Here is a 14,021-nt window from a genome sequence, read left to right as displayed (position 1 = left end):
GCGGCAGACCGGCTCCGCGACAGAACACGAGTCGATCGACACGTGGACTGTCGCAAAACAGATGTGGGGGCGGCGCGAGCGGGCTACGCGACCGTGGCCAGGGCGAACGGGAGCACGGCGGAGGCCCCTGCGCGCCGGAGCTCCCGACCGGCGACGGTCATCGTCCACCGGCTGTCGACCAGGTCGTCGACGAGCAGCACCGGGCCCTCGTGCGACTGCAGGGCGGCGGCGAGCGACGGATCGACCACGAAGGTGTCCCACACGCCGGACAACCGGTAGGCGCTGTTCGTCGCACCGTCGCCACGAGGGGTCCCGCCAGCGCGGCCGAGCGTGCCGAGGAACTGCAGCCGCCCGATGGTGGACAGCGCCTGGGCGAGGGACCCCACGAGCTCGGGCCGTGACCGCGAGGACATCGCCACGACGCCGGTCGGCCGGGTCTCCCACGGCCAGTCCTTGAGCGCCCGGACGCAACCGTCGACGAGTTCGCGCGAGATCGGGGCATCGGGGGTGGACGTCGAGAACAGCGCACGCAGTGGACCGCCCCAGCCGAGGTCGGTCAGACGCGCCACCGCACGGCCGGGCTGCACGAGCTCGTCCGGGCCGATCTTGCCCCGCACGGAGACCCCGAGCGACGACATCCCCGAGGGCCACTGGGCACGCGGGGCGATCTCGACACCGACCTTGTCGAGCGCGGCCGCTGCACCGGACGAGTCGGTGTCGGACACGGCCGTCGGGAACCACGCCCCGGCGCAGTTGTCGCACCGGCCACAGGGCTCGGCCGAGGGGTCGTCGAGGTCCTGCTGCAGCAGCTGCATGCGGCAGGCCGAGGTGGACTCGTAGTCGAGCATCGACGCTGCCTCCGCAGCACGGGCCGCTGCGACCCGCTCGTACCGGGGCGCGTCGTACTCCCACGGCTGCCCGGTCGACACCCAGCCGCCGGTGACGCGTCGGACGGCGCCGTCGACGTCGAGCACCTTGAGCAGGAGTTCGAGGGTGGAGCGCTTGATGTCGACCAGGCCCTCGAGCGCCACGGTCGACATCGCGGTGTCGGTGGACAGGGCACTGAGCACGGCGGCGGCGCGGGCCTCGGTCGGCATCGAGGCGCTGGCGAAGTACTGCCAGATCTCGCGGTCCTCGCGCCCGGGCAGGAGCAGGACGTCGGCGTTGTCGGTCGCACGACCCGCGCGACCGATCTGCTGGTAGTAGGCGACGGGCGACGAGGGAGCCCCGACGTGCACGACGAACCCGAGGTCGGGCTTGTCGAACCCCATGCCGAGCGCACTCGTGGCGACCAGGGCCTTCAGCTCGTTGCCCTTGAGCTGCTGTTCGAGCTGTTCGCGCTCATCGGTGTCGGTGCGCCCCGTGTAGGCGCGGACGGCGTACCCGTTGTCGCGGAGCAGCCGGGCGATGTCCTCGGCCGCCGAGACGGTGAGCGTGTAGATGATGCCGCTGCCGGGCAGGTCGCCGAGGTGCGCGAGGAGCCAGCCGAGGCGCTGCCGGGCATCGGGCAGCGTCAGCACACCGAGGCGCAGGGACTTGCGGGCGAGCGACCCACGGATCGTGAACACCGGGTCGGCCGGGCCAGCGGTGAGCTGTTCGGCGACGTCCTCGACCACGCGCTCGTTCGCCGTCGCGGTGGTCGCCAGGACGGGGACGCCATGGGGGAGCGAACGGATGAGCTCGGCCAGCCGGCGGTAGTCCGGCCGGAAGTCGTGGCCCCAATCCGAGATGCAGTGTGCTTCGTCGACCACGAGCATGCCCATCCGGGCGATCAGGGTCGGCATCTGCTCGTCGCGGAACTTCGGGTTGTTCAGCCGCTCGGGGGAGACCAGCAGTACGTCGACCTCGTCACGGGCGAGGGCTGCCTGGGTCTCGCCCCACTCGTGGGCATTCGCGGAGTTGATCGACACCGCACGGACACCGGCCCGCGCGGCAGCGGCGACCTGGTCGCGCATTAGGGCGAGCAGCGGCGACACCAGGACGGTCGGGCCGCCCCCGCGTCGGCGCAGCAGCAGCGTTGCCAGGAAGTACACCGCGGACTTGCCCCACCCGGTGCGCTGCACGACGAGGGCGCGTTGCCGGTGCTCGACCAGCGCCGAGATGGCCTCGAGCTGGCCGGGGTGGAACACCGCGTCGGGGCGCCCCGTGAGCGCAGCGAGCGCCTGCTGCGCCTCGGCGGCGATGTCCGCAGAGGGGGACACGGAAGACGACGCGGTGGACCCGACACCAAGACCAGACATGCCCCCATGCTGTCAGCACCGACCGACGTAACGCAGGTCGCGCCTCCAGGCTGTGGAGAAGCTCCCTACTGGTAGGTGACCAACGACGGTGTCGGCTGCACGTCCTGCATGGTCTGCGCGGGCGTCAGCATGGGCGTGTCCTCGTCATAGAAGTTCTTCCAGCCCCAGTGCAGCCCCTTCGGCGCGCCCTGGTGCAGTGCCTTCCACGTCGCCTGCTTGTCCGGCTGCGACCCCTGCCCGTCGACGTGCACGAGCATGTCGAGCTCCGGGTGGGTCTGCAGTGCGGAGCGGTCCTGGATCATGGACAGCCGGAACTGGTGCAGCACCAGGGCCTTCGGCGGCAGCCCCTCGTCGCGCACGAGTCCAGCCAACCACGTGGAGACCTCGTTCACCTCGGACGCCGAGACACTCCCGATCTGCTTGAGGGGCACCTGGTCCTTCGTCAGCCGCCACTCCGGGTCGAGCGCCAGCCAGACGCCCGGCTTCTTCAGCAGTGACTCGTACTTCTTGGCCTGCGACAGGAAGTCCGACCGCCCGGGCTGCAGGTCGATGATGACCGGCATGTCCGCATCGTGCGCGGCCTCGACGTAGGGCTCGAGCGTCGACACCGGCAGCTCCGTCGAGTAGTCGCCGTCGGCTCCGGCGTCCCCCGCGGCGACGGTCGCGATGACCTCCATCGCGGGCGTCACGAGCTCGTCGGACTCCGCCCGGTACGGCTTCGCGACCTGCTCGGCACGCTGCACGGTCTCCTTCGGCCCCTGCTCGCCGAGCACGCCCAGCGCAGGCGCCCCGGGAGCCCCGTACAGCGCGACGTACCGGTGCCCGTCGAACGGTCGCTGGCCGCCGTTCCGCAGCTGGAACCCGCCCTCGGCCGCCCGCACCGTCCACTCCGCGTCCGGCAGGGCCTCGAACGCCGCACCGACCAGGACGGTCGGGTGCTTCGACCGCTCGTGCAGCGCCGTCACCACGTCGGGTGCGGCAGCCGGGTCGGCTACACCCTTCGGCATGGTCACGACGCGCGCGCCTGCGGCCTTCGCGGTCGCCACGGCAGCAGCGTCCGCACTCGCGTCCGCCACCACCACGGTCGCCTGCCGGGAGGCCCGGGTCGACTCCGGCGCGTCACCGCCGTCCGGCGCCTGCCGCTGTTCGGCGTCCGTGTCGACCGACACGTCGCCCTCGGCCTGGTACCAGTCGGCGCCGAGCCGGTCGAGCTCGCGGGCGACGGCGGCGCTCTTGTTCTTTGCGGTCAGCAGCACCGGGACGTGGGCGCTCGCCGCAGCCTTCGCCGCACCACGGATGCCGTCGGCGTCGCCTGCCCGGGCGACAACCGCTCCCGGGGCGCTCGCGAACAGGGCCTTGCTGACGCGGACCGACCGGGCTGCGGCATCCGAGGCATCGGCCACCGTGACGGTGTCGGCCGAGGCCTTCGCCAGGGTCGGGCGGCTCGTGTCCGGTCCGCTCGACGTGCACCCGGCGGCTCCGAGCAGCAGGCCGGAGACCGCGATCGCGACCAGGAAACGAGGGGTGGAACGAGAACGCATCGAGCCACCATACGAGCCAGACGGAGAGGTCCCTGAGAATCCGACGGGTGTCGTCTCGTACAAGGGAGGCATGCCCCACCACCCCGACGACCGCCCGCTCATCGGACCGGTCCGGTCGCCCGAGGTGCACTGCATGACGCTCAACGTGCGTCGCCGCGTGCCGCGACAGCCGACCCACCCCGACGCCTGGGAGCGTCGCCGAGAGGCCGTGCTCGCGCTCGTCACGTGCGAAGCGCCCACCGTCCTCGCCGTCCAGGAGGCCCTGCCCACGCAGGCAGACGACCTGACGTCCGGCCTCGGGTCGGGTTGGGAGCCCGTCCTGGCCGGACGGGGAGCGCGCGGCGGTGGCGAACAGGTCGGCCTGTTCCTCGACCGCTCCCGCCTCGACGTCGTCGAGCGCCGCACCTGGGCGCTCTCCCGCACGCCCCACCGCCCCGGCTCGCGGTCGTGGGCGACGTCCTTCCCCCGGCACGCCGTCGGAGCCGTCGTCGACGACCGCGCGACCGGCGTTCGGTTCCTGGCGATCGCCACCCACCTCGACGTCGCCTCGCCGTGGGCCCGAGTCCGCTCCGCCGAACTGCTCGGCCGGATCGTCCGGCAGCGCGGCCTGCCCGCCGTGGTCATGGCCGACTGGAACAGCCCGGCCGGTTCCGCACCATGGCGAGCCCTGGCGGAGGCGGGGGTCGAGGACAGCTGGGGGCGGGCCTCCAGGCAGGTGGGTGAGCCCTACGGGACGTACCCGCACTACGGGAGTCCGCGTGTCGGTGGCCGGCGGATCGACGGGGTGCTCGTGACGTCCGAGGCGGAGGTGGAACGCGTCGCGGTCGACGTGCGGCGGCCGGGCGGCGTGTGGCCGTCCGACCACGCTGCCGTGCACGCGGTCGTGCGGTGGGCGTCGTGATCGCCACGCTCGGACCGACGTTCCTGCGGCCGCGGTTCCTGGTGGCCGACGTGGTGCGGGCGCTGACGCTCGTGAGCGTCGTCGTGGCGACTGTCGGGTGGGGCGGGACGGCGTTCCCGGTCATGGCGCTGGCGCTGCTCGGCGTCGTCGTGCCGCGGATGCTCGGGCTGCGGCCCGCGTTCGACGTGGCGGTGTGCGTGCTCGTGCTCCTCGCCGGGTGGTCGAGCGTGCTCGAGTGGTACACGACGGTCTTCCTGTGGGACAAGTTCATGCACGTCGTGCTGACCGGGCTGCTCGCGGCGGTGCTCTACGTCATCGGTGCCGACCTGCGCGCTGTGCCGGCCCCGCACGCCGAGCGCCGGGTGGTCGTCGCGGTGCTCGCGCTGTGTGCGGGACTCGCGGTCGGGGCGGTCTGGGAGATGGGGGAGTGGCTCGGGCACAACTTCGTCGACTCGAAGATCTTCGTCGGGTACGACGACACGATCGGGGACCTGGCGGCGGACGGCTCCGGCGGGTTGCTCGTCGGGCTCGGGTTGCCGTGGTTGGCGGCGCGGCGCGAGGTGGTGCGGCCGGGCTGAGCGTGTCGTTCGGGTCGCGTTGCTCCGACTCGCCGTGGCACGGAGGGGGTCTGACGTCCGCTATGCTGGACCGGTCGCTCGCGCTCCGGTCGGACGTGGGCGAGGATCCTCCGGGATCCTGAGTTCTCCGGAACTCGCGGGCTGTGGCGCAGCTTGGTAGCGCACTTGACTGGGGGTCAAGGGGTCGCAGGTTCAAATCCTGTCAGCCCGACCGAAACGTGTCTGACACGACGACAGAAGCCCACCGAGGATCTCGGTGGGCTTCTTCGTTCTCATGGCTGTCGTTGGGTCGTACGCATGGGGTGCCTCACTGCGACGTTTAGCGGACCACCCGTGTGCGACGTGGGTCTTCTGACCCCTGCGGCCCGGTCGATTCAGACACCGCGTTGCGCGACGGGACCGGCTTACGAGACGTTCCTACCGGGGCTCGTCACCGAACGAGTGCCTTTGTCCATCGAGGCGAGTCGGACACCAGCTCATGACGGCGACGATAGATTCGCGGCATGACCCCTCGACGCGTTGTACTCGTGACGCTGGGTGCACTGGTCATCATCATCGGCTTCGTGTTGATGGCCCACTCGGACGGCAGGCTCGACCGTCTGGTGGCTTTTCTCGTCATCTTCGCCGGGTTCGCTCTAGTCGTGTTCACCACGGCTCGACCGGGCCAAGCGGCGCTCGCCCGCTACTGGAGCAAGTACGAGAAGAAGTAGCCACGACACATGTCACTCCTGCCGGACCGTTGAGCGCTCGTCATGCAGGACACGGTCAGGGCCGTCAGCCCCGCCCGGTTGTGGATCCCTATCGGCAGCCGATCCGACCTCACCTGCCGTCACTCGGCGGCCCCGGTAGAGTCGGTGCGAACGCCGAAGCGGACGAGATGGGGGATCTCGATGCGCAGGATCGTGTCGGTTGCAGTGATGGCCGTTCTCGCTTGCACCGTTGTCGGTTGCACTGACAGTTCCAAGCCTGACGTCACTCCGGCCCCATCCTCCGACCAACCGTTGGCTTCGGCATCTGCGGTCTCCGAGAGTGCTCCGGCCGAAGATCACGAGAGGACCGTGACGGCGAATGGAAGCGTCACCGGCGGTCCCTCATCATTCGTCTACACCGTGGCATCGGGGGACGCCGTGACAGGAATTGCTGCGCGTTTCGGTCTCTGCACTGCCGACATTTACCTGGCCAATGAAGACCCAGAGGTATATGGGCACGAGCTTGCGGTCGGCCAGCAGCTCACTATTCGCCGGATGGTCGGACCGGGTCATACAACGGAGCAGTGCGACCAGCCCTACCCAGACGGCGTGTACTGACCATGCGAGAGCGAGACTTGCAGGGTCCGCCTACCCAGCACGGCTGGAAGTCAACACCAAGTGCGGTGTTGTTCTGGGTACTCGCGGTGGTCGGGCTGCCCATCATGGCCGGCGCGTGGTTGTGGCTCAGTCTTGCCTCGTTAGAGGAAGCTACAGAACAGCCGAAGGCCGTTGCTGCGGGCACCACGATGGCTGGCACGACGCTGCTCGTGGGCGGCAACCCGCTGGCGCTCACCCATGTCCTCGGACTGGTCGTCCTTGGCGCGGTAGCAGTCAAGGGACGGTGCCACCGGTGGACGGGAATGATCGCAACCCTGGTTGCAGTGCTGTCGCCTCCGCGGCTGGGATCGCGTTCGTATTGATCCTGAACGGCGGGCAGCTGCTCACTCCAGTGAGTGGTTCATACGCCCCGTAGCCGCTACCGGCGCGCAACATGATGCTGAGGTCCCTCGACACGTGTGGGCCGACGAGGCCAGATGAGTTCCGGCGTCCAGTAGCGCATCGGCTACTGAGACATTTGGGCCGGTTCTATGAGCCGGTCACACTTCGTGTCATAACGATGCTGCCGTAGCGCTTACCGGGGAAGCGCACGTCGTCGACGTGCTCGAAGCCCCAACGCGCGTACATGGCGACAAGGTGCTCGGCCGGTGCCGCAGTGTCGAGTCCAATCCGCGTGATACCGTTCCTCGCGGCCCACGCGCACGCGACGTCGAACAGCGTTCTGGCGACGGCGCGACCGCGCAGTTCCGGCCCGACCGCCACTTGGCACAGCCATCCGGTGCCTGGCTTCTGAGCATGCTCCGACAGTGAACGGACGTCGTCCGGTGGAGGCGCGGACATCGTCATGCTCGCTGCGACACGGCCGTCGTTCTCCACAATCCAGCAGACGCCCCCTGCCACCCGCTGACGGGTCGTCTCGACGTCCTGGGTCGCTGCGGTGAAGTTCAATCCCGCATCTTGAAGCTCTCGGTAGGCCGAGTTCAGAAGAGCCGTCAGCTCCACTGCGTCCTCAGGACGGAAAGGACGCGGCTCGACGTTGGTAGTCACTCTGCAAGCCTAGGAGGCTGCCTCACGGTAAGCCGGTCCCGCCCGCCGACGCCCGGATCGGGATCGGCTACTGGACTTCTTCTTCCTCCCCTTGAGCTGAGGGATTTGCCCTATCCGCTTGCGCGGGTGGGACGACGCACGCCTGTCGCCCTGATCTCCGCATCGCCTTTCTTGCTCGTCTCTTGACAGATCCACAGGTTGGGGTCGAAGGTAACTGTCATGGGGACGGATCGGGGGGCTGGCGCTGAGGACCAGCCCGCGGAACGGCTTGAGCGCCTCGTTGCTGAGTCGCCCGGGTCAGTGGTTTCTGCGCCGGAGCAGGCGCAAACCTCTCGTCGAGTCCTCGGTGCGGTGGGCTTGCTTGCGGGTATCGGTGTTGTTGTGGCCGTGGGGTTGATTGCCGTTTGGCACTTCGTGTTGTCGCACGTTGTGCGTGCGGCCATGAGTCATTGGGCCGGTTAGTAGAGATCTGAGGCACGTCCAGCATGGGCAGGGCCGTGTGGGCGTCATTTGGGGGAGAGATGGCTGAGTTGTGGTTGCGTCGACGTTCGTTCCGTACCACCGCAGTGGCGGTTCTGGCGTGCGTGGCAGTGTTTGCAGGAGGTCCAGCACTGGCTGCCGCGCCGCCTGCTGCGGATCCGGACGCCTCGTTGCCGCCGGTTCAGAGCCAGGGGGATGCATCGCAGCAGGTTCCGGAAGGCGACCGGCGTCAGGCTCTTGGATCTGAGTGGGCGTCCTCGGGGGATGCCGCGTATCAGCTGGTGGGGACGGCTGACGGTCTCGCGGTGGTGCGCGGCACCGCGAAGGCGGGGTACCGCTGGGAGACGTTGGCGCAGATCACCGTTCCGGGTGTTGAGACGGACCGGTGGATTGGGAACTTCTGCCTGACCGCTGATGCGTCGCGCATGGTTGTGGTTTATGCCCCGCGGACGACGACGAACTCGGAGCAGGGGTTCGGGGAGGGTGCCTGGGCAAGTGTCGTGGACACGAAGACGGGGGAGCAGTCCTCTCTCGGCCGGGGGTACAGCATCTCGTATTCCAATCCGGGCTGTGGAGCAGGGCAACGAGTCGCTTTGATGCGGTCCGTGGACGATGCGACGTCAATTGCGAGCTTTGACGCGGTGGACAAATCGAGCCAGTGGACGGCTGACATCCCGCGGCAGCTGACATCCCCCGTGCCACTTGCCGACGGGTCAGTGCTCGGCGCCACTGCTGGGAAGATTGTTCGTGTCCGTGACGGTGGTGCGGTGGAAATGGTCGCCAAGACAACCGGTACCGCCTTTGATTTGGTCGTCGCCGGAAGTCGGCTGACGTATGCCGAGTACAAGGGTGCGACCGCCACGGTGAAGACGGGGACAGTGCCCGCGACGGGGACGGCTGCGCTCCGCTCAATTGGCTCCGGGAAACTTGAACAGGTCGGGGTTGCAGCGGATTCCCGCGGCCACACCTACGTCCTCGGCGACCTCAAGGCAGCTGGTTCGGTCCCGGATGGGATCCGTACGGCACCAGAGGTGCAGCCGGGTGCGGACATCTCGACGACGGGGCTAGTGGCGACAAGCGACGCGGCATCCCCGTCCACCCTTGGTGGTAGCGCCGCTGGTGACGCAACGATCGGGGTGCAGTCTCTCGAGACGGGGAAAGCCACAACGCTCGAAGTCCCTCCGGCGGGCGGGGACGTGACTTCTTCGCCAGTCGGTTCTCCTGCCGCATCACGGTCTCGGGTCGCCGCAGCTGCGGTGGGCTCGAAGTCGAATCCATCCGAAACGGAGCGCACGTGCGCGGTGCCCCGCAACGACCCGCGCGCACAGGCGCTGCAGCCCAAGCCGCGGCAGGTCGAGTGGGCCGTCAACCGGATCGTCTCCGGCCAGCTGACCATCTCTCGCCCCGCGAACTGGAACAGCACCGGCATGGCCGCGTACAAGCCAGCAGACCTGTTCCCGACGAAGGCGCTCTCCGGCGGCGGACGCATCCCCTCGCAGGTGCTCCTCGGGATCCTCGCGCAGGAGTCTAATTTGTGGCAAGCGTCCCGCTATACGAAGCCTGGAGCGACCGGGAACCCGCAGATTGGCGTGTTCTACGGCAACCCGCAGGCCGCAGGTGTGAATGACAACGCGTTCTGGGCGGTGGACTTCTCGAACGCCGACTGCGGCTATGGAGTCGGGCAGGTCACCGACGGGATGCGTCTCGCCGGCCGCGAGCAAGGCCGCGTTACCGCACTTCCGGTCGCGAAGCAGCAAGCCATCGCCCTCGACTACACGGTGAACATCGCTGCTGCGGCGCAGATCCTGACGGACAAGTGGAACCAGAGCCGCGCCGACGGCACCACCATCAACAACGGCGACCCGACGAAGATCGAGAACTGGTTTGCAGCGGCCTGGGCGTACAACTCCGGCTACCACGCGAAGGGAGAGCCCGAGTCGAACGGCGCGTGGGGGCTTGGCTGGCTGAACAACCCGGTCAATCCGGCCTACCCGGCGAACCGGAAGGCCTTCCTCGATGGCAACGCGGCGGACGCCGCACACCCACAGGACTGGCCCTACCCAGAGAAGATCATGGGGTTCGCGGCGAACTCGCTGACCTTAACCGAGAAGCAGACCGCCGACGCACCGCCGACCGAAGTGGGCGGGTACCGCACCGCCTGGTGGAACGGCACCGACGAGACCGCTCCGAAGAACCGCACGGCGGTGAAGCCCCCGCTGACAACCTTCTGCCAGCAGGGCGTAAACGAGTGCGCACCGATCTACACCGGCTACTGCTCCCGCTCCGACCTGCACTGCTGGTGGCATGGAAACGCGACCTGGAAGAAGGACTGCGACACCACCTGCGGCAACGAGCTCTACCGGTTCGCCCCCGCTGCCGACTACATGACCGAACAGCCCAACGGGGAAAGCTTCCCGCCTGCCTGCACCCGTACCGGTCTGCCGAGTACCGCGCGAGTCATTGACGACGTCCCGATCACGACGGACGCGGGAACCCTCACCGCCAACCCGACGAGAGCTGGATGCTCTCGAGTAGCCACAGAGGGGTCATTCCGATTCGACTTCGGTGCTGCCGGTGCATCCGGTTCGTACCCGTCGAAGATCGACACGCACCAGCTCGGCGGCGGCTTCAACGATCACTTCTACTTCACCCACACGTGGGCATCCAACAACACCCCGGCCTCTTCCGTGACTGGCACGTGGACGCTCGGCGGCAGTCTCAAACAGTGGGGAAGAGTCTGGATCCACACCCCGGACAACGGGGCATGGGCGAAAGACGCCCGCTACGACATCAATCTTGGCGACGGACGCACCAAAACCCGTGTGCTCCCACAACGCAACTGGTCCAACAAGTGGTCATCCGTTGGGGTGTTCCAGTTCAATGGCACACCGTCGGTATCGCTGTCGAACATTACGAACGACGCCGACGACAACGCCGCACGAGACGACGTCGCGTGGGACGCCGTCGCATTCGAGCCGCTGTCCGCGAAACCGAAGGACATCGTGGTCAACATCGGCGACTCGTACTCCTCGGGCGAGGGAGCGCCAGGTGACACCCCTGGCGGCTACATCCCGGTCAGCGACACCAACGGTGATGATACCTACTACCAAAACGCATGCCACCGCTCGGTGAACTCCTGGACCAACCGGGCCGTCTTGCCCGGAGCGACAGCCACTGTGGCCAGCCGCGACAGCACACGCGACGCCACGCTGGACTACCACTCCGTGGCGTGCTCGGGCGCGCAAGCGACGAATCTGCTGACGACGAAGCAATGGGAACCACCGCAGCTGTCGCAGGGGTACCTCGATGAGAACACCACCCTGGTGACGATGTCCATCGGGGGGAACGACATCGGGTTTGGCGACATCATCCGCGGTTGCATCTTCAAGGGTGTCTGCGAAGACAAGCAGAAGCCTTCCGCATACGCGGCACTCGACATTCTCAAGGGCCGCCTCGACGCCACCTACACCGAGATCAGGCGGCAAGCACCAAACGCCAAGATCGCGGTGATGGGCTATCCGAACATTTTCGAGGACGGCGTCAAATGCGTCGCGGGGATGAAGGAAGCCGACCAGGCGTGGCTCGTACAGCTCGGCGTCGACCTGAACCAAACGATCAAGGACCGCATCACGGCGCAGAACGCGGGCGCGAAGATGGTGTTCATGGACCCGGCGCCGGTGTTCAAGGGGCACAACGTCTGCAGCGCAGACCCAGCCATCCACACAACTCTGCCGATCGTCACGAACCTTTACGGTGCCCGGCGCAGCGGCGAGAAGGCCTGGTTCAACATCCCCGTTACCGAGGGCGCAGACGCGATCTTCGCGGTGTCGCAGCAGAGCTTCCACCCGAAGGTTCTCGGTACTGGCTACGAAGCGAAGCTGCTCGAGGCAGCCCTCAAATAGCAGCCCGCCGCTTTCGGACCAGGCGCCACTCGCCGCAGCACGGGTGGACGGCCGTCACAGAATGCTGCTGTCACAAGGGGATAACTATGGAACTGACCAGCGACCGCCGCATCGTCGCGACACTGCTCGCGTTCGGACTCGCCGCCGGCGCCCTCGTCGGGGGAAGCCAGACCGCCGGCGCCAGCCCGGCTGCCGCGGCCACCACCGCCGCTGCGTGCACCGACGGAGGCGAGACAGCGGACAACTTCGTCGCGTACAACATGTACGTTGAACTTCGCCGCAGCGCCAAGTGCGGAGGCACCGCCTGGTTCCGCATCAACTACAACGGCGGCGGCATCCAAGGCAACGGCGAAGTCACGCTCCAGCTCAAGTCCCGCACCGGGACCGTCTCGTCGGTATACACGAAGGACGTCCTCAGTGCCAGCCCGTCCTGGGTGAGCCCGTACTACACCGGTTACAGCCAGGCTCGGTTGGTCTACAAGAACAAGTCCGGTGGTGTCGCCAACCGCACGGGAGGGTGGAAGTCGATCTACCAGGAAGCACGGTAGTTCGACCACTTACGACTGAACGGGCTTTGAGGCTTCCTATCTCAGGGCCCGTTCAGCGCTTCATCCGACACCCTCGGGGAACGATGCATGGCACTGATCCACCTGATGACCCGGACCCTTCACATGACGGATATCCAGCCGTTGCCCGACCGAGAGTTCCTGCCCTAGGACGTCGTCATTGCTCAGGTAGATGTCCGCAGTGCAGATGCCAAACCGCTGCGCGATCGCTATCACCGCGTCTCCTTGTGCAACCCGGTACCTGTACCCGTTCCCGTCAGCGGTGCTCGATCCCGCGGCGCCGGCACGAGATCCCAGATCAGAGGGATCCGCAGAGACAACCCCCACGGGAGTCGACGAGGCGGACGGCGTAGCCGTTGGCGACGCCGATGGGAGTGGCGACTCTCGATGCGCGGTGCAACCGGTCAACAGGACCCCGCTTACAACAGCAACGACCACTGCCGTAGTCACTCGATTCACTCTGCCCCCTTAGCTCAGTGGACCCAGCATAAGGCGCGCCTTCGACAGGGCGACTCGCCGCCCGGTGGACGACGTCTTGCATCACTTCCAGCCCCGCTGACATGCTCCGAGAAGCAGCATTATCGGAACCGGGCCGCGCCGACTCGGTATCCGTGTGCGCGCATGGCGGCTTCGACGGCGGTGGTGATCAGCTTGCGCTGGTCGGTGTTGTCGCCGGCGGTGAGGGCGTTGAGTTGCACGGTGCCGATCGGCGTGGTGCTGTCAAGGATCGCGACGAGCTGCTCGAGGGGGAGCTGGCTACGGGTGTGGAGGGTGTGCAAGTGGCGGGCGATACCGTCGCGGAGATGCTGTTGGAGCTCCTTGGTGAAGGTGGCGTCGTCGGCGTGTACCCAGCCGGCCTGTCGGTAGGTTCGGCGGGTGGCATAGACAGTGCGTGCGAACGTTGCGGCCGCAGCAAGGCCCGCCAGGACCCAGGTGGCGGTCGTGCCGACGGCAGCGAGCCCAACTGTGATGATCACGCCGCTGATCAGCGTGGCGAGGATCCATGGCACGTCGGATCGTGTTGCAGCGTGCGCGATGCTACGGGCGGTGTCGGCGATCGCGGTGACTTCTGATGCTGCTGGTTTCGGGACGGGAGCGCGGCTGATGGGTTCGTAGGTGGTTGCAGTCCGTTGAAGGGGAGTCGTGGAGCGGATCTGTCCGTCGACTGAGATCCGTGTCAACTGCCCATCGCCACCGAGAGCGCTCGGTCGCCTCCGGTCCCTCCCGAGCCTTGCAGATCGCGAACGGCTGGGAGCCCTCCCGGGCAACACCCACACTGGCCATTGCCTGACCGGCGCAGGCCCAGGAATGCGCCGACACCCACCGCAGCAATGCCTCCGAAGAACGAAAGGCTCATGCTGCTGAACCAGGGCGCGTCCGAGCACCCGGTGTGTGGAGGTTTTGGGCAGAGCCCGTAGGCGTACAGGTTCTCGTTGAACACGTAGCCGGTTGAGATGAC

Annotated in this window: 11 protein-coding genes and 1 tRNA gene; 7 read left to right on the top strand and 5 right to left on the bottom strand. The window is 67.6% G+C overall.

Annotation, left to right across the window (positions count from 1 at the left end):
- Positions 1 to 83: 83 nt before the first annotated feature.
- Both DEJ04_RS06525 and DEJ04_RS06520 read right to left on the bottom strand, forming a co-directional pair.
- A complete protein-coding gene (locus DEJ04_RS06525) occupies positions 84 to 2,240 on the bottom strand; it encodes an ATP-dependent DNA helicase RecQ (RefSeq protein ID WP_220035551.1) in 2,157 nt (718 codons plus the stop codon).
- A gap of 65 nt (positions 2,241 to 2,305) precedes the next feature.
- Positions 2,306 to 3,781 carry a hypothetical protein gene (locus tag DEJ04_RS06520; protein WP_111046589.1) on the bottom strand — a complete coding sequence of 492 codons (1,476 nt, stop codon included), beginning with the start codon at positions 3,779 to 3,781 and terminating at the stop codon, positions 2,306 to 2,308.
- A gap of 70 nt (positions 3,782 to 3,851) precedes the next feature.
- On the opposite strand from DEJ04_RS06520, the gene DEJ04_RS06515 reads away from it, so the two are divergent.
- The 5 genes from DEJ04_RS06515 (at position 3,852) to DEJ04_RS18860 (ending at position 6,567) form a co-directional block, all read left to right on the top strand.
- Complete coding sequence (locus DEJ04_RS06515) at positions 3,852 to 4,682, top strand: endonuclease/exonuclease/phosphatase family protein (protein WP_111046588.1); 831 nt, start codon at positions 3,852 to 3,854, stop codon at positions 4,680 to 4,682.
- Positions 4,679 to 5,260 carry a hypothetical protein gene (locus DEJ04_RS06510; RefSeq protein ID WP_128781346.1) on the top strand — a complete coding sequence of 194 codons (582 nt, stop codon included), beginning with the start codon at positions 4,679 to 4,681 and terminating at the stop codon, positions 5,258 to 5,260. The genes DEJ04_RS06515 and DEJ04_RS06510 overlap by 4 nt, the downstream gene beginning before the upstream one ends.
- A 137-nt stretch (positions 5,261 to 5,397) precedes the next feature.
- Positions 5,398 to 5,471, top strand: a tRNA-Pro gene (locus tag DEJ04_RS06505).
- A gap of 292 nt (positions 5,472 to 5,763) precedes the next feature.
- Complete coding sequence (locus tag DEJ04_RS06500) at positions 5,764 to 5,970, top strand: hypothetical protein (protein WP_146248657.1); 207 nt, start codon at positions 5,764 to 5,766, stop codon at positions 5,968 to 5,970.
- A gap of 42 nt (positions 5,971 to 6,012) precedes the next feature.
- On the top strand, positions 6,013 to 6,567 hold the full coding sequence (locus tag DEJ04_RS18860; protein WP_111046586.1) for a LysM domain-containing protein: 555 nt from the start codon (positions 6,013 to 6,015) through the stop codon (positions 6,565 to 6,567).
- Positions 6,568 to 7,095: 528 nt separating this feature from the next.
- Here DEJ04_RS18860 and DEJ04_RS06490 read toward each other — a convergent pair.
- Positions 7,096 to 7,614, bottom strand: a complete 519-nt coding sequence (locus DEJ04_RS06490) for a GNAT family N-acetyltransferase (RefSeq protein ID WP_111046585.1) — start codon at positions 7,612 to 7,614, stop codon at positions 7,096 to 7,098.
- Between the two features lie 1,085 nt (positions 7,615 to 8,699).
- On the opposite strand from DEJ04_RS06490, the gene DEJ04_RS06485 reads away from it, so the two are divergent.
- Together DEJ04_RS06485 and DEJ04_RS06480 are read left to right on the top strand one after the other, a co-directional pair.
- On the top strand, positions 8,700 to 11,996 hold the full coding sequence (locus tag DEJ04_RS06485; RefSeq protein ID WP_181437750.1) for an SGNH/GDSL hydrolase family protein: 3,297 nt from the start codon (positions 8,700 to 8,702) through the stop codon (positions 11,994 to 11,996).
- 86 nt (positions 11,997 to 12,082) lie between these two features.
- Complete coding sequence (locus DEJ04_RS06480) at positions 12,083 to 12,544, top strand: hypothetical protein (protein WP_111046583.1); 462 nt, start codon at positions 12,083 to 12,085, stop codon at positions 12,542 to 12,544.
- 60 nt (positions 12,545 to 12,604) lie between these two features.
- On the opposite strand, the gene DEJ04_RS18855 is transcribed toward DEJ04_RS06480, so the two are convergent.
- Both DEJ04_RS18855 and DEJ04_RS06475 read right to left on the bottom strand, forming a co-directional pair.
- Complete coding sequence (locus DEJ04_RS18855) at positions 12,605 to 12,889, bottom strand: LysM domain-containing protein (protein WP_375334726.1); 285 nt, start codon at positions 12,887 to 12,889, stop codon at positions 12,605 to 12,607.
- Positions 12,890 to 13,140: 251 nt separating this feature from the next.
- The gene (locus DEJ04_RS06475; RefSeq protein WP_111046582.1) at positions 13,141 to 13,572 is read right to left on the bottom strand and encodes a hypothetical protein; all 432 of its coding nucleotides are present in this window, start codon (positions 13,570 to 13,572) and stop codon (positions 13,141 to 13,143) included.
- Positions 13,573 to 14,021 lie beyond the last annotated feature (449 nt).

Origin of the sequence: Curtobacterium sp. MCLR17_044, from assembly GCF_003234435.1 — a bacterium.
Classification (GTDB): Bacteria; Actinomycetota; Actinomycetes; order Actinomycetales; family Microbacteriaceae; genus Curtobacterium; species Curtobacterium flaccumfaciens.
This window is presented reverse-complemented; position numbering and strand designations above follow the sequence as displayed.